Here is a 20,884-nt window from a genome sequence, read left to right as displayed (position 1 = left end):
CTAAGCATGAAGCCCCCCTCAAGATGAGATTTCCCATAGCGTCAAGCTAGTAAGATCCCTGAAAGATGATCAGGTAGATAGGTCTGAGGTGGAAGCGTGGTGACACGTGGAGCTGACAGATACTAATCGATCGAGGACTTAACCTAGTTGGTTTATGAAACGTGCAAGCCTTCTGTTATCTAGTTTTGAAGGAACGAAGTTCTTTCATTTTGTCTGGTAGTTATGGCAAAGAGGCCACACCCGTTCCCATCCCGAACACGGAAGTTAAGCTCTTTTGCGCCGATGGTAGTTGGGGGTTCTCCCCCTGTGAGAGTAGGTCGCTGCCAGGCACACCGAGATCAGCTGATTTCAGCTGGTCTTTTTTTGTGTTTTTATTCTTTTTTGAGTGATTATGAAGGGGACTGAGTTCTACTACAGGTACCGAGATACAGCAGGTGAATTATGATCCGATATTGCGGATAAATGATTCGATTTCTTATTTTAATGAAAGAGGCAAAAACTTTTATTCTAGACAAACACAGAAGGAGCTTTGCTGACATACACTAAGAAAAAATAGGCCTTTATCCCGCTAAAAGATTCGAAATATTGTATACAAAATGAAATTTTCGGAGATTATAAGGGATATGGAGGTGGAGAGAGTGGATTCGGCAGCAACAAAGAAAGTGATGGAAGAAATTTGTGTGGTTTGTGAGCAGCCAAGAGGGAAGGGCATACATTTATACACGTCGTTTATTTGCAGAGATTGTGAAAAGGATATAACGTCTACCGATACGAAGGATCCGAAGTATATATATATCATCAATCAGCTGAAAAAGGCATCTATTCCAGAAATTTATTCATGATCTAGGAATGCTGATTCTGCTCTTGCCAGGTTACCAGGCAGGGGCTTTTTGTCATTATGTCTAAATGAGAATGAAAACGAGGTAAAAAATCAAGGTTAATAAATATACATCTTGGTGTATGACGCTTCTAATCGAGGATTTGTGCAAAAAATCATGGAGGAAGCCGCATTTCTTGTATGAAAGTAATAAACGGGTCATACCCTAAAAAAACTCATGGAGCAAAAAGACCCGCCGTTCATAGTAAGCTTCATTTTTTGCTACAATAGATATATATAGATATCTGTTACTTGGATGTGTGGACATGCAAGAAGTAAAAGGAATGAATGCAATTTGAAGGATCAAAGGAATATTCCCTTGCTGAAGGCAATAAGGGAATTTGAAGAGAAAGCGCCTGTATCATTTCATGTGCCGGGCCATAAAAGTGGAAGAGTCTTTAATGAAGCAGGTTATAAGTATTTTCAGTCTGTGCTTCCTATTGATGTAACAGAACTCACTGGCCTGGATGACCTGCATGCCGCAGAAGGGCCCATTAAAGAGGCAGAGACACTTCTGTCTGACTTATACGGTGCGGATGAAAGCCATTTTCTTGTGAACGGAACCACGTCCGGAAATTTAGCGATGATTCTTGCTGTCTGCTCGGAAGGGGATGTGGTAATCGTACAGCGGAACTGCCACAAGTCTATTCTGCATGGACTTATGCTCGCAAATGCAAAGCCGGTGTTTATCTCCCCAGGGTATGATCCGGAAATGAAGACAGCTGGTACAGTGAACTTCAAAGAGGTAGAAGCAGCCCTGCATAGATATCCAAATGCCAAAGCCCTCATCCTCACGTACCCAAATTATTATGGGGTCGGCGGAGACATAGAAGGAATTGTAGAAGCAGCTCATGAAAGAGGAACAGCTGTGCTGGTCGACGAAGCTCATGGGGCTCATTTTGTCTTACCTGGCGCTTTTCCTGATTCTGCTCTAAAAGCAGGGGCAGATGTGGTTGTGCAATCAGCGCATAAGACTCTGCCTGCGATGACAATGGGATCTTACATTCATATAAACGGCAGACTGGCTGATGCCGGACGTATCCGCTTTTATCTCCAGATGATTCAATCGAGCAGTCCCTCGTATCCAATTATGCTTTCGCTGGATCTGGCAAGGCACTATCTCGCTGGCTATACAGAAGAGCTGGCCGATAGCCTGTATAGAGCAACTGAAGCATTCAGAGAAGGGCTGCGCGGGATACAGGACATAAAGCTGGTGGAGCCTGCTGCGAAGGCAGATCCCCTTAAAGTGGTCATTCAATCTGTAAAGGGATACTCTGGCTATGACCTTCAGGCTGCCCTGGAACAGCAGGGGGTTTATACAGAGCTTGCAGACCCTTTTAATGTGCTTTTTGTTCTTCCTCTTGGTATTGAGCAGATGAAGGAGTTTGAAAAAGTTTTAACTTCCATAAGAAAAGGAATAAAAGAGGTAAGAGGGACTCCTTCTTTAGATCACCCCCTTAAGCCCCATTTTCCTGCCCTGGCGGAGCTGGCTTATTCTTACCGGGAAATGGACTTGCGGAGTATAAAGTATATTCCGTTAAAAGACAGCAGAGGCAGAATTGCTGCAGAGTTCGTTACCCCTTACCCTCCAGGCATTCCTCTTCTGTTAAAAGGAGAAAAAATTACGGATGATCACATAGAACAGCTGCAATCTTATTTGGCATTAGGTGCCAGGTTTCATGGCGGCGAACGCCTCGGTAAGGGTGAAATTGCGGTATTTATATAGGAAAATGGACATTATGCATGGAGGGTATTACTATTTTGGAAAACCACGGATTATTTATCACCTTTGAAGGGCCCGATGGTGCAGGGAAGACGTCGGTATTAAATGAAATGTATGTATTTTTAAAGAAAAAAAATCTAGATGTTATCCTGACCAGGGAACCCGGCGGTATACCCATCGCCGAACAAATAAGGGAAGTTATCTTAAATACGAAAAATACAAAAATGGATCCAAGAACAGAAGCCCTTCTTTATGCTGCTGCAAGAAGACAGCATCTGGCGGAAAAGGTGTTCCCGGCATTGAAAGAGGGAAAGATCATATTATGCGATCGGTTCATCGACAGCTCCCTTGCCTATCAGGGCTATGCCAGGGGGCTGGGGATTGAGGAAGTAAGGTCAATAAATGAGTTTGCCATAGAAGGTCAATGGCCCCACGCCACCTTTTATTTCAAGATTAATCCTGAGGAAGGATTAAAGAGGATCCGGAAGAACAGCGAAAGAGAATATAACCGCCTGGATAATGAAAGCATCCAGTTCCACCGGTTAGTTTCAGAGGGCTATGAGAAGGTCATCCAGCAGGATCCCGCACGTTTTAGAATCATTGATGCCGGCAAAAGCCTTCCTGAGGTGGTGGCAGAAGCTAAAACAGCCATGGGGAAAATCCTTTCAGCCCATCATATTTTAATCTAATTAAAGCAGAACATGAGTTGTACTGGTATAATAATAAAAAGTGAAAAGGGGAATTATCATGAAGTTAATTATCGCAGTAGTACAGGACAAGGACAGCAACCGCCTGCTAAGCTCACTCGTTGATCATAATTTTAGAGCAACCAAGCTGGCTACAACCGGAGGGTTCTTAAAATCCGGAAATACTACTTTCATGATAGGAACGGATGATATCCGTGTAAATAAGGCCCTAGAAATCATTAAAGATAACTGCCAGTCAAGAGAGCAGCTGGTTGCTCCAGTTTCACCAATGGGAGGGAACGCAGACTCTTATGTTCCTTATCCGGTGGAAGTGGAAGTTGGAGGGGCAACGGTCTTTGTTCTGCCGGTAGAGGAATTCCGCCAATTCTAATTAGGGCGGTCCCGGCAAACTCGATTATGGAGACGAATGGGGGTAACCTGGATGAAAATCAATCAGGAACCACAAATCAATCTGGATAAGCTGAAGACAGAGCAGCGGCAGACGTCCCCCGGTTCCCGCAGATTTACTGATTTTATTCAGAAGCAGGATCAGAAGATGCAGCTGGCAGCCCTCGATAAGCTCCTTTCTGAAATTCAAGGAGCAGGGGACCGGCTGAGCCGCTCCAAAAATTTCAAGGACCTGGCTAAATTTAAAACGCTGGTGAAAAGATTTGTTAGAGAAGCAGTTGACAACGGCATGGAGCTCAATCAATCGCAGAGCTGGAACAGTTATGGCCAGGGACGTTCTCTTACAACCGTTAAAACCATAGATGAAAAACTTGTCGAACTGACAGATGAAGTAAGAAAGAGTGAGACCGAATCAATAGATTTACTAGGCAGAATCGGTGAAATAAAAGGACTATTAATAAATCTTTACACATAAGAGAGTGATTAACCAAGATGGAGAACTGGGATGATTTGTCGCAGGTGCAGCCTGATGTTTATAAAATGCTGAAAAACAGCCGGCTCAAAAACCGGATTGCACACGCCTATTTATTTGAGGGCGGAAAAGGGACAGGGAAAAGGGAGGCCAGTGTTCTTCTGGCCAAAAGTCTATTTTGCGAAAATCTTTCCGATACCATTATTCCCTGCAACTCCTGTCATGCATGCAGGAGAATTGACAGCGGCAACCATCCCGATGTTCACCTGCTTGAACCGGATGGCCTGTCTTTAAAGAAGGATCAAATCCAGGAGCTGCAAGAGGAATTTTCCAAGAAGGCAGTCGAATCAAGCAGAAAATTTTATACGATTGTTCATGCTGACAAGATGACTTCACAAGCAGCAAACAGCCTCCTGAAATTTTTAGAGGAACCTCACCAGGAAACCACCGCTATTCTCATTACAGAGCAGGTGCAGAGAATATTGCCAACCATTCTTTCAAGATGCCAGGTTATCAACTTTAAGCCGCTTTCTCCTGGTAATTTCAAAAACTCCTTGCTGAATGAGGGAGTAACACCACAAAGCGCCTCCATTATTTCCTCTCTAACCCAAAATTTGGAAGAGGCCCTGGAGCTTAATTCACAGGAATGGTTTGCACAAGCTCAAAAAATAATGGTAAAATTATATGAAGTGTTAAGCAGTAATTCTATGAAAGCACTTTTATACCTTCAGGAAGAATGGTTTAGCCATTTTAAAGAGAAAGAACAAATAGATAGAGGGTTAGATTTGTTATACCTGATTCATAAGGACTTGCTATATGTTCAATTGGACAAGCGCGATCAGATTGTTTTTAAGGAAATAGAAAAAAAGCTGGAGCATGATGCGCTGCTGATATCACCAAAAACATTGGCAGGAAAGATGTCTATGATTTTGGATTCCAAGAAAAGATTAATGTCCAATACAAATACCCAGTTATTGATGGAACAGCTGGTGTTAAATTTGCAGGAGGGATCCTCATTTGTTTGATGTTGTAGGAGTCCGCTTTAAGAAAGCGGGTAAAATATATTATTTTGACCCTGGTGATTTAGACATTCCAAAGGATGAGTTTGTGATTGTGGAAACGGTCCGCGGAGTAGAATTCGGGAAGGTTGTTACGGCCCGGAAGCAGGTTGGCGAAAAGGATGTGGTCCTTCCGCTTAAAAAGGTGCTGAGGGTGGCAGATGCTAAGGACAGGATGATTGTCGAAGAAAACAAGGCTGCCGCCGAGGAGGCATATTCAACCTGCTGTAATAAGGTAGAGGAGCATCAGCTTGATATGAAGCTGGTGGATGTGGAATACACGTTTGACCGTAATAAAGTCATCTTTTATTTCACAGCGGACGGAAGAGTCGATTTCCGTGAACTGGTGAAGGACCTGGCTTCTATTTTCAGGACAAGAATTGAACTGCGGCAGATAGGGGTCCGAGATGAGGCTAAGATGCTGGGTGGAATTGGCCCATGCGGAAGGATGCTTTGCTGTTCAACGTTCCTGGGTGATTTTGAACCAGTATCCATTAAAATGGCGAAGGACCAGAATCTTTCGTTGAATCCTACTAAAATTTCTGGTCTCTGCGGACGGCTGATGTGCTGTTTGAAATATGAGAATGATGAATATGAATCAGCTAAGGAACAGCTTCCAGACTTAGGGGAAATGATCCAGACACCGAATGGGACAGGCAAGGTAGTGGGGCTCAATATTCTAGAACGCGTGCTTCAAATTGAATTAGTCGAGCAGGAAAGAGTATTAGAATATACTTTAGATGAAATTCTAAAAGAAGGAGCCGTTTCTATACAAGCCACAGATTACTAAGGTGGTGAGAGCGTGGATAAAAGGGAAATCTTTGATTCTGTGAGCAATATGGAGGAGCAGATTGGCCATTTATATAAACAGCTGGGTGAATTGAAACTGCATTTAGCCGGAATATTGGAAGAAAACAATTCACTTAAGCTTGAAAATGACCATCTGCGAAAGCATCTGGATCAAGGAGCAAAGGGTAATGATAAATCAGAAAAGGATGCAGGAAAGAAAAAATCTTCCGCGCGATCAAAAGAAGAGAAATTACCAGATGTAGGAGAGGGTTATGATAACCTTGCCCGCCTTTATCAGGAAGGGTTTCATATCTGCAACCTTCACTTCGGAAGCCCGCGCAAAGAAGGGGACTGCCTTTTTTGCCTGTCCTTCCTTAATAAAAAATAGCATTTAGGGTCTGGCTCCCAAATTTCATGAGTCAGGCTCTATTTTTTTTGACAGTGTTTATACTAATATCAAAAGAGTTTTAGGAGGAACAGCAGGATGGTTTTATTAAAAGGGGATGAAAGACTTGATTATCTTTTAGCGGAGGAGCTTAGAATCATACAGAGCCCCACGGTTTTCTCATTCTCCCTCGATGCGGTCTTATTGGCGAGATTCATCCGGATCCCCAAGCGGGGTAGTATGGTGGATTTATGCTCAGGAAACGGAGTCATTCCCCTGCTCCTAAGTACACGGACCAATGGGGAGATTACTGGAATAGAAATACAGGACAGGCTGTATGACATGGCCATAAGAAGCATCGAGTATAATAGTCTTTCTGACAAACTGAAGATGATTCACGGAGATATCCGGGAAATACCAAAGGAAATCGGCTTTTCTAAGTATGATGCGGTAACCTGCAATCCTCCTTACTTTCCCACTCCATCCCAGGAGGAAATCAATGAAAATGAACATCTTGCCATAGCTAGGCATGAAATCATGTGTACGCTGGAGGATGCGGTCAGGGTCAGCAGCCAGCTATTGAAGCAGGGAGGAAAAGCAGCATTTGTACATAGGCCGGGAAGGCTTTTGGATCTTGTCACACTTATGCGGAAATATAGACTTGAACCGAAACGCCTTCGGTTTGTCTACCCTAAGGAAGGAAAGGAAGCAAACACGATCCTTGTAGAAGGAATAAAGGATGGCAATCCGGATTTGAAAATCCTTCCTCCCCTGTATGTTTACGGCCAAGATCATCAATATACCAGTGAGATAAGAGAGATTCTATATGGAGAAAGCTGAAGTCCATTATGTGTATGTCCTGCAATGCAGCGATGGAACCTACTATGCGGGATACACCAATGACCTTGAACGAAGAATTGATGTTCATAATCAAGGGAAAGGGGCCAAATACACCCGGGGGAGGCTCCCTGTGCAGCTGGTTTATCATATAACTTATCCCGATAAAAGCTCTGCAATGAAAGCTGAATATAAGGTAAAACGATTAAGCAGGAAAGCAAAGGAACGATTGATAGAGGAAGGGGGAGTCATATAAAATGAAGCAGCAGAAAAGCTTTGAAAAGGAAGGGAATGAGGGGGTTCTGTATTTAGTTCCCACTCCAATCGGCAATTTGGAGGATATGAGCTTCAGGGCCATACGGATATTAAAAGAAGCCGATATCATTGCGGCTGAGGATACAAGGAATACGAAGAAGCTGTGCAATTACTTTGAAATAGAGACGCCGGTTTTAAGTTATCATGAGCATAATAAACAAACCAGCGGCAGGCAGCTTGTCGAAAAAATGAATGCGGGAAGTGTGGTCGCCCTGGTCAGTGATGCAGGGATGCCTACGATTTCAGATCCCGGTTACGAATTAGTTCAAGATGCCCTTGAAGCAGAGATCACAGTCATTTCCCTGCCTGGAGCTAATGCAGCCTTGACTGCGCTTATAGCATCCGGGCTGGCCACACAGCCATTCTACTTTTATGGTTTTCTGAGCCGATCCACCAAGACGCGCAAGGCCGAGCTGGAGGAATTAAAAAGGATTCAATCTACCTTTATCTTATATGAATCGCCGCATCGATTAAAAGAAACCCTGCAAAATATGCTGGCTATATTGGGTGACCGCAGAGTCGTTTTATGCCGGGAATTGACGAAAAAATACGAAGAGTTTATCAGAGGAACGATTTCGGAAGCAGCAGAATGGGCAGCATCCAATGAAATCAGAGGAGAGTTTTGCCTCATTATAGAGGGCAGTATACTTGAAGAGGAAAAGGAAACTGCTGCATGGTGGCAGCCGCTCTCAGTTGTGGAACATGTCGAATTTTATATTCAGAATAAAAACATGACCTCGAAGGAAGCAATCAAGGAAACGGCGAAAGATAGAGGGCTCCAAAAAAGAGATGTATACAACGCTTATCATATTAATGAACAATAAAAAAAGGCTTCCTTAACGGGAAGCCTTTTTTATTGTTCATTATTTTGCAGATGAGAAGCTTTCTTGGATCTCTTTCAACAATAGTTCTGCACCTTCACGGCTAAGAACCAGCTTGCCATTTGCAAGGGATAGATTATTGTCGGAAACTTCCCCTGTCACCTGACAAGTCATGTTTGGCTTGTATTTTTTAAGAATGATTCTTTCATCATCCACATAAATTTCCAATGCATCTTTTTCAGCGATTCCCAAAGTGCGTCGAAGTTCGATAGGAATAACCACGCGTCCCAACTCATCAACTTTACGAACAATTCCAGTAGATTTCATACTAAAAAACTCCTTCTCTCCCTAAAATAGTATACTCGATTTCTCTCTATGTATCTTTACTCATTCGCCATTATTCGACAAAATTCTACTACTTCCTAATAGTACCAGACATTCCCATATGCGTCAATTTATTTCCTGCTTATGGTTATGGGATTTTTTTACTGTCGGTAAAACCTTATTTATCAAGGGTTCTTTACTATTATACAAAAAAATGTTTTTAACGCAAATAGTTTGACTGTAAGCAACAGGAAATTCGAATAATTAAAACCAGTAAGTTGGCCCTACCAATTACGACATAATTCGACATAATCCTTACATCCATTTTACTATTGTTGAAAAATTATTAAGGTCCTTTATTCTCCAATTTAAAAGAAAAGGAATTTAGTACTGCTTAATATTTCTTATAGTAAAATAGTAAAAAAGGACTTTTCCTTTATTTTATCAGATAGTGTTTGTCGGCTGCACTGGTTATAATATCCAGAAAATAACAGAGGTTTACTTGAAAAAATTGCACTTCTTCCAATCAGCAGGTATATTTTGTTGTTGATGCAGGAAAAAATGGCAAGTATGGTTTGTCATGCAGGGAGATGGGAGCTGCAGTACTAGTTTTTTAGCGTTCTGTTTTCTCATTCTGTACAAAAATATAGGAACAAAAAAAGAAACATGTCATAATAGAATGAGCAGAATAAAACCCCTTTATCGGAGGAATACAGATGAAAGAAAAAAATACATTCTACCTTACTACCCCCATTTATTATCCAAGTGGAAATCTTCATATCGGACATGCTTACACTACAGTGGCCGGGGATGCAATGGCCCGGTATAAAAGGATGCGCGGATATGATGTTATGTATCTGACCGGTACAGATGAGCACGGACAAAAAATTCAGAGAAAAGCTGAGGAAAAAGGAGTGACCCCTCAACAGTATGTCGATGACATCGTTTCAGGGATTAAAGACCTTTGGACAAAGCTTGATATTTCATATGATGATTTTATCCGCACTACAGAGGACCGTCATAAGTCTGTCGTTGAAAGAATTTTCAAACGCCTGCTGGACAAAGGGGATATTTACCTGGACCAGTATGAGGGCTGGTACTGTACACCATGTGAATCTTTCTTTACCGACCGCCAGGTGGAGGACGGAAATTGTCCGGACTGCGGCAGGCCTGTTGAGAAGGTGAAGGAGGAATCCTACTTCTTCAGGATGAGTAAATACGTGGATCAGCTGCTGCGCTTTTATGAAGAAAATCCTGAATTTATACAGCCGGAATCCAGAAAGAATGAAATGATCAATAACTTTATCAAGCCTGGACTAGAGGATCTGGCCGTATCACGGACGACCTTTGACTGGGGAATCAAAGTTCCTGGTGATCCGAAGCATGTCATTTACGTCTGGATTGATGCTCTCTCCAACTATATAACGGCACTGGGCTATGGCACCGATGATGATTCTAAATATCAAAATTATTGGCCGGCCGATGTGCATCTGGTTGGAAAGGAGATTGTCCGCTTCCATACTATCTATTGGCCAATTATGCTGATGGCTTTAGATCTTCCGCTTCCTAAAAAGGTATTTGCACATGGCTGGCTTCTTATGAAGGACGGAAAGATGTCCAAATCAAAAGGGAATGTAGTAGATCCAGTTACATTAATCGATCGATACGGTCTGGATGCCCTCCGCTATTATCTATTGAGAGAGGTGCCGTTCGGCTCAGATGGTGTCTTTACACCTGAAGGTTTTGTCGAGCGGATTAACTTTGACCTGGCTAATGATCTTGGAAACCTCCTTAATCGGACCGTTGCCATGATTGAAAAGTATTTTGACGGAGTCATCCCTGTATATGAAGGATCGCCGGGAGAATTCGATCAACAGCTATTAGAGATGAATGAAAAAGCGGTTGCGAAGTATGAGGAGGCCATGGAAAAAATGGAGTTCTCCGTTGCCCTGACAACGGTATGGCAGCTGATCAGCCGCACGAATAAGTATATTGATGAGACTGCGCCTTGGACATTGGCTAAGGATGAAAGCAAAAAACGTGAGCTTGGGAACGTGATGGTCCATCTTGCTGAATCATTGAGAAGGGCTGCTGTTCTGCTGAAGCCTTTCCTGACACAAACTCCGCAAAAAATATTTGCCCAGCTTAATATGGCAGAAGAGGAGCTTCAAAGCTGGGAAAGCTTGAGTGAATTTGGAAGGATTCCTGAAGGTACGAAAGTATTGAAAGGTCATCCCATCTTCCCAAGGCTGGATATGAAAGAGGAAATTGAATATATCAGACAGCAGATGCAGGGAGATGCACCGAAGCCTCAGGAAGAAGCAAAAGCAGGAAAAAAGGAAGAAGCAGCCACTGTTACCGATGAGATCTCCATTGATGACTTCATGAAGGTAGAATTGAGAGTTGCCCGCGTGATGGAGGCAGAGCCAGTAAAAAAGGCAGATAAACTCTTAAAGCTTCAGCTGGATCTTGGATATGAGAAGCGGCAGGTTGTTTCTGGGATTGCTAAGTACTATCAGCCTGAAGAGCTGATTGGAAGAAAAGTGATATGTGTCACCAACCTGAAGCCTGTGAAGCTTCGCGGAGAATTATCTCAGGGAATGATTTTAGCAGGTGAAAAGGATGGAACATTGTCACTTGCCACCGTTGGGGACGAGCTTGAAATCGGCGCAAAGGTTAAATAAAAATACCATACTTTATAGCAGTATAGAGAAAGGAGTGTTCCACGTGGAACGCTCCTTTTCTTTGTTGGGCTATCTTGAATGTAGCCAGCTTCTTTTGCCTGAAAAAGTTCTTGTTTAGTAGAGAGGACATAAAATGTAAATTGTTATCGTACTATATAAGAAAAGCAAATCATTTTGCAAAAACAGAAATGCTATGTAGAATGAAGGGGAATTGCATGGGTCTAATGTAATGAAAATGTTACATAAATGTGAAACATGAATCCGTCTTTTTTTTATAAACTAGAAGCTAGGGAAGGAAGAATAGCATGTTATTTGATACACATGCCCACTTAAACGCAGAACAGTTCAATGAAGACCTTAATGAGGTTATGCAGAGGGCTTTAGAAGCAGGAGTTTCACAAATAGTAGTTGTAGGATTTGACCGTCCTACCATCACCCGCGCAATGGAGCTTGTTGAAGAGCATGAATTCATTTATGCTGCTGTTGGCTGGCATCCCGTTGACGCTATAGATATGACAGAAGAAGATTTAATCTGGATTGAGGAGCTTGCGGCACATCCAAAAGTGGTGGCAATCGGTGAAACGGGACTGGATTATCACTGGGACAAATCTCCGAAGGATGTTCAAAAGGAAGTATTCCGAAAGCAGATCCGGCTGGCGAAGAAGGTAAAGCTTCCAATCGTGATTCATAACCGGGAAGCCACTGCTGATATTATCGACATACTGAAAGAAGAACATGCTGAAGAAGTCGGGGGCATCATGCACTGCTTCAGTGGAAGTGCCGAAACAGCCAAAGAATGCATAAACATGAACTTTTACATATCTCTTGGCGGTCCTGTCACTTTCAAAAATGCAAGGAAGCCAAAGGAAGTAGCAGAGGAAATCCCGTTGGATCGGCTATTGATTGAAACGGATTGTCCGTATCTTGCGCCACATCCATACCGGGGCAAAAGGAATGAGCCATCTTATGTTAAGCTTGTTGCCGAGCAGATTGCCGAGCTTAAAGGTATCTCCTATGAAGAGGTGGCAGAGGCAACTGCAAGGAATGCTAGAAAATTATTCGGCATGGTTTGATAGCATATCCTGTCAAGAATAGGGGAGGCTTGTCTCAACACCCCTTTATTCTTTCTGGTTCTACAAGTCTCATTTCTATCATAGGATGACTATGTCGATAAGTCAGACTTTCATTTTTAAAAGAGTATATGCATAATAAGGATTAGCTTTTAAGTCATGAAAGATGACAGCCGGCACATCATATTTTCATCACTGAAAGGGAGGAGTTTTTTATCGAGATAAGGAATATGAAAAACCTGTTCTCCACTTCTTTTAATCGAAAGACATGGATTATGTCGATCGCAAGTGTTGCCGTTTTTGCAGCAGCGATAGGATGGATCCTGCATGAAAGCACAAAGAAAACGGTATCCATTAACCTGGATGGCGAGCAAAAAATGGTTCAAACGCACGCTTCCACTATAGGGGATATTTTAAAAGATTTGGAGATTACCGTCCATGCAGAAGACTATTTGTATCCTGAGGCTGATGCAAAGGTGAAGGATCATGTACAAGTAGTGCTCAAATCGGCAAAACAGGTTCAAATTATCCAAAATCAAGAGAAGAGACATGTATGGAGTACAGCCAATACAGTAGGAGACCTGGTACAACAGGAAAATCTCCAGATAAGCAGCTATGATCAAATTCATCCCTCAAAAGAAACAGCCATCAAAAATGGTATGAAGCTTGAAATCCATAAAGCATTTCCAGTCCGCTTAAACGTAGCAGGAAAATCCCAGCAGGCATGGTCTACCTCAATGACAGTGGCTGACTTCCTCGGGAAGCAGAAGATTAAGGTGAATAATCTCGACCGTACTGAGCCGGCATTACATGAGCAATTGAAGCCTGGTGCAATGGTAAATGTAATCCGGGTGGAAAAAGCCAAGGATGTGGTGGAGGAACCGGTACATTATGCTGTCATCACGAAAAAGGATGACCGGCTGCCGCAAGGTACACAAAAGGTTATGGCCCAGGGTCAAAATGGCCTTGTTTCCAAACAATACGACATTGTCCGGGAAAATGGAAAAGAAGTCTCGCGCAGGCTGGTCAGTCAAAAGATGATAAGGAACAAGACAAATAAAATAGTAGCTGTAGGTACGAAAAAGCTATTTGCGCAGGTGTCGCGCGGAAATAATAGCGAATCCGGCGGCAGAGAATTCTATGTGAATTCCACTGCCTACACTGCCAATTGCAGCGGATGTTCAGGTTTCACATCTACAGGTATTAATTTAAAAAGCAATCCAAACAGTAAAATCATTGCTGTGGATCCAAGAGTCATTCCAATGGGTTCAAAGGTTTACGTAGAAGGCTATGGGTACGCTGTAGCAGCAGATAAGGGCGGAGCCATAAAAGGAAATAAAATCGACGTATTCTTTCCAACCACATCTCAGGCTTACAAATGGGGAGCAAGGAAAATAAAAATTAAGATCCTGAATTAACCTTTCAACAGAGGAGAGATCCTTACCTCAGACTGCAGGCGGACTCCGGTGGAAACCGGATTTGGCTGCGGTCTTCTTTTTTTGCCCGGCTGGGGATCCGAAAGACGTTCTCGCGCTTTATCCTATAAACACATCGCATAAATGGCAAAAACATGATTAAATAAGATAGCCTGCATCTTTAAAGGGCAGGCTGTATACAAGGAGATGCTGGTTAACCGCCCTTGTACAATAAAAGGCAGAACATAAAAACCTTTTACATTTGTAATTCTATAAATATAGACGATTGAGAGTGCAGAAAAGTTTCATCAATGTGGAGGATTTATGAAAATTAAAGAAATTATCGTGGTAGAGGGAAAAGACGATACGGTTGCGGTTAAACGGGCCGTAAATGCGGATACGATTGAAACAAATGGATCGGCGGTTGATCAGTCTGTGATCGAGCAGGTAAGATTGGCGCAGCAAACCAGGGGAGTCATCATTTTTACTGACCCGGATTTCCCTGGAGAAAAGATACGGAATACGATCGCCGAAAGTGTACCGGGCTGCAAGCATGCCTTCGTGACGAAAGATGAAGCCAGACCAAAAAATGGCAGAGGGATCGGAGTGGAGCATGCCAGTCCCGATTCAATCAGAAAAGCTTTGAGCGAAGCGCATCTGACCGTTCTGGATTCGGTTTCTGAAATCAGCCAGGATGACCTGATTCATGCGGGACTTACTGGCGGCGAGGGAGCAAGGGAAAAACGGGAGCGCCTTGGCGTGATCCTAAAAATAGGGTATACAAATGGAAAGCAGCTGCTTAAAAGGCTGGACATGTTCCAGATATCGAAGGCCGCATTTGATGATGCGCTTTCCATGATCGAACAGGAGGACAAACATGAATAAAGATATCGCCACTCCGCTAAGAACCAGGGCTATTTTGGAGAAATACGGATTTTCATTTAAAAAAAGCCTGGGGCAGAACTTTTTGATTGATACAAATATCCTAAAACGCATTGTGGATTTTGCTGAGCTCACGGAAGAGAGCGGAGCCGTTGAAATCGGGCCGGGAATTGGAGCCTTGACCGAACAGCTGGCCAGAAGCAGCAAAAAGGTAACCGCCTTTGAAATAGATCAGAGACTGCTTCCTATTCTAAATGAGACTCTCGAGCCTTATGATAATGTCAGCATCATCCACTCGGATGTGTTAAAAGCCGATCTTGCAGAGGTGCTGAAGGAAGAGTTTCCTTCCATTTCAGATATTATGGTGGTAGCTAACCTTCCCTATTATGTTACAACCCCGATCATCATGAAAATTCTAGAAGAAAAACTCCCTGTTCGAGGGATCGTTGTTATGCTGCAAAAAGAAGTAGCAGACCGAATATCGGCAAAGCCTGGATCCAAGGAATACGGTTCTCTCTCCATTGCCATTCAGTATTATACCGAAGCGGAGACCGTACTGATCGTCCCGAAGACGGTTTTTGTTCCGCAGCCTAATGTAGATTCAGCAGTCATCCGTCTGACGATGCGCAAAGAGCCTCCAGTAAAGGTAACAGATGAAGAATTTTTCTTTACTGTAACAAGGTCAAGCTTTGCGCAGCGAAGAAAAACCATTTTAAATAATCTGGTGAGCCAGCTTTCTAATGGTAAAGAGAAAAAAGATATCATTTTGTCCGCTCTAGCAGAGTCCGGAATTGATCCGGCAAGAAGAGGTGAGACGTTAAGTATTGAAGAGTTTGCGGTCCTCAGTGAGAAGCTGCTTCCCCATTTTAAATAAGGGATGCGGCCTTATACTTATTACAAGACGATGCTCAAAATTCAATTGGAGTCAAGATTCCGTCTGCGAATGTAAGTGATATTCGAGCAGGCGGAATCCTGACTCCTTTTTGTTCTTCACATTCTTGATTCATCATGCATAGCCTATCAATGAGCAGCAGCTGTTTAAGCGGGGACTCATAATACGTCAGGAGCGCAGAGGCTGTTCATGCAATTCTGCTTCCATTCCCCGAGTCTATCTGCCAGGCAGAGAAATTCAGTAATTTAAGCTGCTGCCAGCAGCACATTGAAAGTAGCGTGACCAGCCAGTTCCCTAACCCTGAGGTGAAGATTTTGAGCGTTAAATTAAATGACATTGTAGGGCGGAGATCCTTTAATTGTGATCTTTTGTTTCGAGTTATAGATTTTAAAGAGGAAAATGGGGTCGTCCAGGCAGTTTTATATGGCGAGGACTTCAGGCTGATCGCAGATGCCCCGATTCATGATCTTATGATTATGGATGTTCAGGAGCAGAATTACAGAAGAAAAAAAGAAGAAGCGCTTATTGAGAAGTCCTATTTACTCTTTTCCCAGGACTATGAACTGCTGAAAATGAAGAGGGAATATGAGGCGACGGATGGATACCGGCATCCAGGGGACTATTTTCAAATACCCGGAAGAGTCCTTCACCTTGATGGTGATCCTTCTTACTTGCGCAAGTGTATGGATCTTTATGAAAAGGTGGGCATTCCTGTTCATGGAGTCTATTGCAATGAAAAGGAGATGCCGATTAAAATAGGGAGCCTCATTGAGTCTTATCGGCCTGATATTCTGGTTATTACTGGCCATGATTCCTATTCAAGGTCGAAAGGGAAAATGGCAGATATCAATGCTTACAGACATTCCAGGCATTTTGTCCAAACTGTCAGAGAGGCAAGGAAGAAAATCCCGAATCTCGATCAGCTGGTGATATTTGCAGGTGCCTGCCAGTCACACTTTGAATCATTGATCCAGGCAGGTGCCAACTTTGCAAGCTCTCCTTCAAGGGTCAATATCCATGCGCTGGATCCAGTCTACATCGTAGCTAAAATCAGCTTCACTCCCTTTATGGACCGGATTAATGTATGGGAAGTATTAAGAAACACCCTGACAGGAGAGAAGGGTCTCGGAGGAGTGGAGACAAAAGGAGTCCTTCGGACGGGTCTGCCTTATAGACAGGTTCATGAGGAGGAATAACAAGCCGAATTACGTGTGATCGGCTTGTTTTTTACTGCTTATTTATCTCCATGTTTTATTGTAAAAAAAACCGCGAATATTGACAATATTCCAAGCTATTTTTGGCATTTTTGAAAGTTTCCTCCTATCTATACATATTTTTCGACAAAAAGGGAATAGTAACTATGTTGGTTTTTGATGTTTTGAGTAGTAAAAAAACCATTGACAAACAAAATTAAGAATTGATATAATTTATATTTTTGTTTGACTGAGCGGTTGAAATTGTGATACAATACACTTAGTGAGGTGGACCAAATGCCAAAAACTTTAGCTGATATTAAAATTGCCCTCGACTCAAATCTTGGGAAAAGGCTTCTTTTAAAAGCGAACGGTGGAAGAAGAAAAACGGTTGAGCGTTTAGGTACATTAGCAGAAACTTATCCTTCTGTTTTTGTAATCGAGCTTGATCAGGATGAAAATGCATTTGAAAGAGTCTCCTATAGTTATGCAGATGTGTTAACTGAAACAGTACAATTAACATTCTTTGATGAAACAGCAGGAAACGTGGCTTTAAGCTGAACAGTAAACAAATTGTTTACTGTTTTTTTTATTTCTGCTAATATTCCCCTCTCATGAAACGATCTATTCCCAGTAACACTATAAAAGCCGCCGTTAAAAAGGAGTTGTTCCGAATGGGCAGAAGAAATGGCACCATGTCTGAGAACTTTAAAAACGAGCTTGCCAAAGAACTTGGTTTCTATGACGTTGTCCAAAGGGAAGGCTGGGGAGGCATCCGGGCAAAGGATGCGGGAAATATGGTTAAACGTGCTGTGGAAATCGCTCAGCAGCAGATGTTAAATCGTTCTTAATCTAATCTTCCTTAGGCAGCAGTAAAAACCACGGCGGAAGGGCTGGGCCAGATCAACCTGACTGGCTCAGTCCTTATTTTTTTCGGCCCTCTATGATTTTCACTTCTGTCATCCTATCTTTATCCTTCCATGATTATCCCAAACATATTTGAACGCGCTTGAAAAAATCTATAGAATAAGCTATATATGATAAAATGAGAATAAATTTGAAGATCGTAAAGTAGGTGGAAAGATGAGACTTATGGAAAAAGCACCTGCTAAAATTAATTTGGCCTTGGATGTGCTTTATAAACGTCCTGATGGGTACCATGAAGTGGAAATGGTCATGACTACAGTCGATCTAGCCGATCGCATTGAGATATCTGAAATAGAAACTAATGAAATAAAAATTATTTCACATAATCGTTTTGTTCCGGATGATAGTCGAAACTTAGCTTATCAGGCAGCCATACTATTAAAGAAAAGATTCAATATTCAAAGAGGAGTCAGTATAGAGATCGAGAAAAATATCCCTGTTGCGGCCGGTCTTGCCGGTGGCAGCAGTGACGCAGCCGCAGCATTAAGAGGTTTGAACCGTCTCTGGGATCTGGGGCTGTCTCTTGATGAGCTGGCAGAGCTCGGAGGGGAAATAGGATCGGATGTGCCTTTTTGTGTATATGGAGGCACTGCACTGGCAAGGGGAAGGGGAGAAAAAATCATCCAGCTCCCCCAGCCGCCAAAGTGCTGGGTCATCCTGGCGAAGCCTACCATCGGAGTCTCCACGGCAGATGTATACAAAAAGCTCAATATTTCAAAGGTGGAGCATCCAGCGATCGAGAATATGCTGTCAGCCCTGGATGCCTCAAGCTATTCTGATGTCTGTTCGAACCTGAAAAATGTGCTGGAATATGTAACGCTGGAAACAAACCCCGAGGTTGCCCATATTAAAGAGCAAATGAAGAGATTTGGTGCAGATTCTGTTCTAATGAGTGGAAGCGGACCGACCGTATTCGGTCTTGTAGAGCACGAATCAAGGGTTCAGCGTGTGTACAACGGTCTTAGAGGGTTTTGCGACCAGGTTTATGCTGTCCGCATCTTGGGGGAACGAAACACACTTGAATAAGCCCGTACGTTCATGTAACATTATTAATAAAACATTCGCTTTTAAAAGAGGTGCCGCATTTGAAATTTCGCCGGAGCGAAAGATTAGTTGATATGACTCACTATTTGCTCGACCATCCGTTCCAGCTTGTCCCACTGACATTTTTTGCGGAAAGATATGGATCGGCTAAGTCCTCAATCAGTGAAGATTTAACCATCATTAAAGAAACCTTCGAACATCGCGGGATCGGCAGGCTGGTCACTGTACCCGGAGCTGCAGGCGGCGTTAAATATATCGTCAGCAGCAGCGAGTCTGAAACAAGGCAGTTTATTACTGAAATGTGTGAGCTGGTGGCCAATCCCGAGAGGCTCCTGCCGGGAGGATATCTTTTTATGACCGACATCCTTGGTGACCCGCAGGTCCTAAAAAAGGTAGGGAAGACCATTGCCTCCGCCTACGCCCATAAATCAATCGATATTGTAATGACAGTCGCAACTAAGGGAATTCCCATTGCATATGCCGCTGCCAGCTATCTAAATGTACCAGTGGTCATTGTAAGGAGCGACAGCAAGGTAACAGAAGGATCTACCGTCAGCATTAATTATGTCTCTGGCTCTTCAAAAAGAATCCAAACAATGGGATTGTCAAAACGAAGCCTCGCCCAGGGGTCCAACGTCCTCATTGTGGATGACTTTATGAAGGCAGGCGGGACCATAAATGGAATGATCAGCCTCTTAGATGAATTCAATGCATCCGTAGCCGGAATATCTGTCCTGGTAGAATCCGAATATGCAGAGGACAGACTGGTAAATGACTATCTTTCCTTGATAAAATTAACGGATGTAGATACCAAAGCCAGAAAAATCAATGTCAAACCAGGTAATTACTTTGAACGATTTGAACAAGGGGGAAATCTTTATGAAAATAGTTCACACAAATGAAGCACCTGCAGCGATCGGGCCATATTCACAGGGAATCGTAGTGAATAATCTATTTTTTAGTTCAGGACAAATTCCATTGACCGCCGAGGGTGAACTGGTAACTGGAGATGTAAAGAAACAGACCCACCAGGTATTCAAAAATCTGCAGGCTGTCCTGAAAGAAGCAGGGGCATCACTAGAATCTGTCGTTAAGGCGACTGTTTTTATCAAGGATATGAATGAGTTTGCGGCAGTGAATGAAGTATACGGAGAATATTTCAGCACTCACAAGCCAGCCCGCTCCTGTGTAGAGGTAGCAAGGCTTCCTAAAGATGTATTGGTAGAAATCGAAGTTGTAGCGCTCGTTAAATAATAACGGGCGTTTTTTATATCTAAGCGGAGAACGGTGCCTTCAAACTTTTACTGATACGAGGCAGGATGATGTAGGATAATAGTAAAAAATGAGAAACAGATTAGAAGGCAGACACCTGACAGGCATAAGACAAGCGGCAGCGAAAGGCCGTTTTTGCCTTTTGATGGCGATTGGCTTATGACCGAAGGTGTCAGTTCGAAGCTGGCAGTTAAAAAAGCGGAGAACGACCTTAAATCCCAGATATTATCCAAATAGACCTATTTTTTCAAAAAAATATTAATTAAAAAGAAGGAATATCACTCTTGATGTGGAATTAGTAGTACAAGCCCAAAAAGCTTGCCAATAAACTTTTAGGTGGTGTAGATAATGGAAGTAACAGACGTAAGATTACGAAGAGTGACTACCGATGGCAGAATGAGAGCGATTGCATCAATTACACTGGACAATGAGTTTGTCATTCACGATATCCGTGTGATTGACGGAAATAATGGCTTATTCGTTGCCATGCCTAGCAAGCGTACTCCAGATGGAGAATTCCGGGACATTGCCCATCCAATCAACTCTTCTACACGCAGTAAAATCCAGGATGCTGTTCTAGCTGAATATCATCGTCTAGGAGAAATGGAAGTTGTTGAACTTGAAGAAGCAGGAGCTTCCTAATCTAAAAGGCAGATAAAAACAGTATATTACCGCATCAAGAGCCTGCTTCCTAAGTAAGGCTCTTTTATTATGTGATTTACCACGAATTCCTCATCTTAAACGTGTTTCTCCTTCTATCTCATGTCCTTGAATAATTTCCCCTGAATTGAAAAATATAGGCACTTTAGG

Annotated in this window: 24 protein-coding genes and 2 rRNA genes; 25 read left to right on the top strand and 1 reads right to left on the bottom strand. The window is 42.8% G+C overall.

Features of this window, described 5'->3' with window-relative positions:
* The 13 genes from H539_RS0108995 to rsmI form a co-directional block, all read left to right on the top strand.
* Positions 1 to 146, top strand: a 23S ribosomal RNA gene (locus tag H539_RS0108995); the annotation flags it as partial.
* A 66-nt stretch (positions 147 to 212) separates the two neighbouring features.
* Positions 213 to 329 (top strand): 5S ribosomal RNA (gene rrf / locus H539_RS0108990).
* 309 nt (positions 330 to 638) lie between these two features.
* A complete protein-coding gene (locus H539_RS0108985) occupies positions 639 to 842 on the top strand; it encodes a sigma factor G inhibitor Gin (protein ID WP_026693245.1) in 204 nt (67 codons plus the stop codon).
* A gap of 354 nt (positions 843 to 1,196) precedes the next feature.
* Complete coding sequence (locus tag H539_RS0108980; protein WP_245602148.1) at positions 1,197 to 2,603, top strand: aminotransferase class I/II-fold pyridoxal phosphate-dependent enzyme; 1,407 nt, start codon at positions 1,197 to 1,199, stop codon at positions 2,601 to 2,603.
* A gap of 35 nt (positions 2,604 to 2,638) precedes the next feature.
* The gene (gene tmk / locus H539_RS0108975) at positions 2,639 to 3,289 is read left to right on the top strand and encodes a dTMP kinase (RefSeq protein WP_245602147.1); all 651 of its coding nucleotides are present in this window, start codon (positions 2,639 to 2,641) and stop codon (positions 3,287 to 3,289) included.
* A gap of 58 nt (positions 3,290 to 3,347) precedes the next feature.
* Positions 3,348 to 3,677, top strand: coding sequence for a cyclic-di-AMP receptor (locus tag H539_RS0108970; protein ID WP_026693242.1), 330 nt, complete (start codon positions 3,348 to 3,350; stop codon positions 3,675 to 3,677).
* A gap of 51 nt (positions 3,678 to 3,728) precedes the next feature.
* Positions 3,729 to 4,169 carry a YaaR family protein gene (locus H539_RS0108965; protein ID WP_026693241.1) on the top strand — a complete coding sequence of 147 codons (441 nt, stop codon included), beginning with the start codon at positions 3,729 to 3,731 and terminating at the stop codon, positions 4,167 to 4,169.
* Positions 4,170 to 4,186: 17 nt separating this feature from the next.
* The gene (holB, locus tag H539_RS0108960; RefSeq protein WP_026693240.1) at positions 4,187 to 5,191 is read left to right on the top strand and encodes a DNA polymerase III subunit delta'; all 1,005 of its coding nucleotides are present in this window, start codon (positions 4,187 to 4,189) and stop codon (positions 5,189 to 5,191) included.
* Positions 5,184 to 6,014 carry a competence/sporulation regulator complex protein RicT gene (ricT, locus tag H539_RS0108955; RefSeq protein WP_026693239.1) on the top strand — a complete coding sequence of 277 codons (831 nt, stop codon included), beginning with the start codon at positions 5,184 to 5,186 and terminating at the stop codon, positions 6,012 to 6,014. The genes holB and ricT overlap by 8 nt, the downstream gene beginning before the upstream one ends.
* A 12-nt stretch (positions 6,015 to 6,026) precedes the next feature.
* Positions 6,027 to 6,401 (top strand): DNA replication initiation control protein YabA, encoded by a 375-nt coding sequence (gene yabA, locus H539_RS0108950; protein ID WP_026693238.1) that lies wholly within the window; start codon positions 6,027 to 6,029, stop codon positions 6,399 to 6,401.
* Between the two features lie 96 nt (positions 6,402 to 6,497).
* Positions 6,498 to 7,238, top strand: a complete 741-nt coding sequence (locus H539_RS0108945) for a tRNA1(Val) (adenine(37)-N6)-methyltransferase (RefSeq protein ID WP_026693237.1) — start codon at positions 6,498 to 6,500, stop codon at positions 7,236 to 7,238.
* On the top strand, positions 7,225 to 7,491 hold the full coding sequence (locus H539_RS0108940) for a GIY-YIG nuclease family protein (protein ID WP_026693236.1): 267 nt from the start codon (positions 7,225 to 7,227) through the stop codon (positions 7,489 to 7,491). The genes H539_RS0108945 and H539_RS0108940 overlap by 14 nt, the downstream gene beginning before the upstream one ends.
* Before the next feature lies 1 nt (position 7,492).
* Positions 7,493 to 8,374 carry a 16S rRNA (cytidine(1402)-2'-O)-methyltransferase gene (gene rsmI, locus H539_RS0108935; protein ID WP_026693235.1) on the top strand — a complete coding sequence of 294 codons (882 nt, stop codon included), beginning with the start codon at positions 7,493 to 7,495 and terminating at the stop codon, positions 8,372 to 8,374.
* Between the two features lie 39 nt (positions 8,375 to 8,413).
* Here rsmI and H539_RS0108930 read toward each other — a convergent pair whose 3' ends face one another.
* Entirely contained in the window at positions 8,414 to 8,698 is a 285-nt protein-coding gene (locus H539_RS0108930) for a transition state genes transcriptional regulator AbrB (protein ID WP_026693234.1), read from the bottom strand.
* 713 nt (positions 8,699 to 9,411) lie between these two features.
* On the opposite strand from H539_RS0108930, the gene metG reads away from it, so the two are divergent.
* The 12 genes from metG (at position 9,412) to spoVG (ending at position 20,716) form a co-directional block, all read left to right on the top strand.
* Positions 9,412 to 11,379, top strand: a complete 1,968-nt coding sequence (gene metG, locus H539_RS0108925) for a methionine--tRNA ligase (protein WP_026693233.1) — start codon at positions 9,412 to 9,414, stop codon at positions 11,377 to 11,379.
* Positions 11,380 to 11,684: 305 nt separating this feature from the next.
* Entirely contained in the window at positions 11,685 to 12,452 is a 768-nt protein-coding gene (locus H539_RS0108920) for a TatD family hydrolase (RefSeq protein ID WP_026693232.1), read from the top strand.
* A gap of 227 nt (positions 12,453 to 12,679) precedes the next feature.
* On the top strand, positions 12,680 to 13,867 hold the full coding sequence (locus H539_RS0108915) for a resuscitation-promoting factor (RefSeq protein ID WP_026693231.1): 1,188 nt from the start codon (positions 12,680 to 12,682) through the stop codon (positions 13,865 to 13,867).
* Positions 13,868 to 14,188: 321 nt separating this feature from the next.
* On the top strand, positions 14,189 to 14,749 hold the full coding sequence (rnmV, locus tag H539_RS0108910) for a ribonuclease M5 (protein WP_026693230.1): 561 nt from the start codon (positions 14,189 to 14,191) through the stop codon (positions 14,747 to 14,749).
* Positions 14,742 to 15,620, top strand: coding sequence for a 16S rRNA (adenine(1518)-N(6)/adenine(1519)-N(6))-dimethyltransferase RsmA (gene rsmA / locus H539_RS0108905; RefSeq protein ID WP_026693229.1), 879 nt, complete (start codon positions 14,742 to 14,744; stop codon positions 15,618 to 15,620). The genes rnmV and rsmA overlap by 8 nt, the downstream gene beginning before the upstream one ends.
* 332 nt (positions 15,621 to 15,952) lie before the next feature.
* A complete protein-coding gene (yabG, locus tag H539_RS0108900) occupies positions 15,953 to 16,834 on the top strand; it encodes a sporulation peptidase YabG (protein WP_026693228.1) in 882 nt (293 codons plus the stop codon).
* 294 nt (positions 16,835 to 17,128) lie between these two features.
* Positions 17,129 to 17,392 carry a biofilm formation stimulator Veg gene (veg, locus tag H539_RS0108895; protein WP_026693227.1) on the top strand — a complete coding sequence of 88 codons (264 nt, stop codon included), beginning with the start codon at positions 17,129 to 17,131 and terminating at the stop codon, positions 17,390 to 17,392.
* Between the two features lie 113 nt (positions 17,393 to 17,505).
* Positions 17,506 to 17,682 (top strand): small, acid-soluble spore protein, alpha/beta type, encoded by a 177-nt coding sequence (locus tag H539_RS0108890; RefSeq protein WP_026693226.1) that lies wholly within the window; start codon positions 17,506 to 17,508, stop codon positions 17,680 to 17,682.
* A 232-nt stretch (positions 17,683 to 17,914) separates the two neighbouring features.
* Positions 17,915 to 18,784 carry a 4-(cytidine 5'-diphospho)-2-C-methyl-D-erythritol kinase gene (gene ispE / locus H539_RS0108885; protein ID WP_026693225.1) on the top strand — a complete coding sequence of 290 codons (870 nt, stop codon included), beginning with the start codon at positions 17,915 to 17,917 and terminating at the stop codon, positions 18,782 to 18,784.
* Between the two features lie 59 nt (positions 18,785 to 18,843).
* A complete protein-coding gene (gene purR / locus H539_RS0108880; RefSeq protein ID WP_026693224.1) occupies positions 18,844 to 19,704 on the top strand; it encodes a pur operon repressor in 861 nt (286 codons plus the stop codon).
* Positions 19,682 to 20,056, top strand: a complete 375-nt coding sequence (locus H539_RS0108875) for a RidA family protein (protein WP_026693223.1) — start codon at positions 19,682 to 19,684, stop codon at positions 20,054 to 20,056. Before purR ends, H539_RS0108875 begins: the two co-directional genes overlap by 23 nt.
* Positions 20,057 to 20,422: 366 nt before the next feature.
* Positions 20,423 to 20,716 carry a septation regulator SpoVG gene (spoVG, locus tag H539_RS0108870; protein WP_026693222.1) on the top strand — a complete coding sequence of 98 codons (294 nt, stop codon included), beginning with the start codon at positions 20,423 to 20,425 and terminating at the stop codon, positions 20,714 to 20,716.
* The last annotated feature ends 168 nt before the right edge of the window (positions 20,717 to 20,884 follow it).

The sequence above is a fragment of the Peribacillus kribbensis DSM 17871 genome, from assembly GCF_000430765.1.
Lineage (GTDB): Bacteria > Bacillota > Bacilli > Bacillales > DSM-1321 > Paraperibacillus > Paraperibacillus kribbensis.
Note: the sequence above shows the minus strand (reverse complement) of the source record. Positions and strands in the feature narration are given on the sequence as shown.

Coding starts and splice junctions, on each gene's coding strand:
- H539_RS0108970 (WP_026693242.1), top strand. CDS start 3,348: ATGAAGTTAATTATCGCAGTAGTACAGGACAAGGACAGCAACCGCCTG.
- H539_RS0108965 (WP_026693241.1), top strand. CDS start 3,729: ATGAAAATCAATCAGGAACCACAAATCAATCTGGATAAGCTGAAGACA.
- holB (WP_026693240.1), top strand. CDS start 4,187: ATGGAGAACTGGGATGATTTGTCGCAGGTGCAGCCTGATGTTTATAAA.
- H539_RS0108945 (WP_026693237.1), top strand. CDS start 6,498: ATGGTTTTATTAAAAGGGGATGAAAGACTTGATTATCTTTTAGCGGAG.
- H539_RS0108940 (WP_026693236.1), top strand. CDS start 7,225: ATGGAGAAAGCTGAAGTCCATTATGTGTATGTCCTGCAATGCAGCGAT.
- rsmI (WP_026693235.1), top strand. CDS start 7,493: ATGAAGCAGCAGAAAAGCTTTGAAAAGGAAGGGAATGAGGGGGTTCTG.
- H539_RS0108930 (WP_026693234.1), bottom strand. CDS start 8,698: ATGAAATCTACTGGAATTGTTCGTAAAGTTGATGAGTTGGGACGCGTG.
- metG (WP_026693233.1), top strand. CDS start 9,412: ATGAAAGAAAAAAATACATTCTACCTTACTACCCCCATTTATTATCCA.
- H539_RS0108920 (WP_026693232.1), top strand. CDS start 11,685: ATGTTATTTGATACACATGCCCACTTAAACGCAGAACAGTTCAATGAA.
- H539_RS0108915 (WP_026693231.1), top strand. CDS start 12,680: ATGAAAAACCTGTTCTCCACTTCTTTTAATCGAAAGACATGGATTATG.
- rnmV (WP_026693230.1), top strand. CDS start 14,189: ATGAAAATTAAAGAAATTATCGTGGTAGAGGGAAAAGACGATACGGTT.
- rsmA (WP_026693229.1), top strand. CDS start 14,742: ATGAATAAAGATATCGCCACTCCGCTAAGAACCAGGGCTATTTTGGAG.
- veg (WP_026693227.1), top strand. CDS start 17,129: ATGCCAAAAACTTTAGCTGATATTAAAATTGCCCTCGACTCAAATCTT.
- H539_RS0108890 (WP_026693226.1), top strand. CDS start 17,506: ATGGGCAGAAGAAATGGCACCATGTCTGAGAACTTTAAAAACGAGCTT.
- ispE (WP_026693225.1), top strand. CDS start 17,915: ATGAGACTTATGGAAAAAGCACCTGCTAAAATTAATTTGGCCTTGGAT.
- H539_RS0108875 (WP_026693223.1), top strand. CDS start 19,682: ATGAAAATAGTTCACACAAATGAAGCACCTGCAGCGATCGGGCCATAT.
- spoVG (WP_026693222.1), top strand. CDS start 20,423: ATGGAAGTAACAGACGTAAGATTACGAAGAGTGACTACCGATGGCAGA.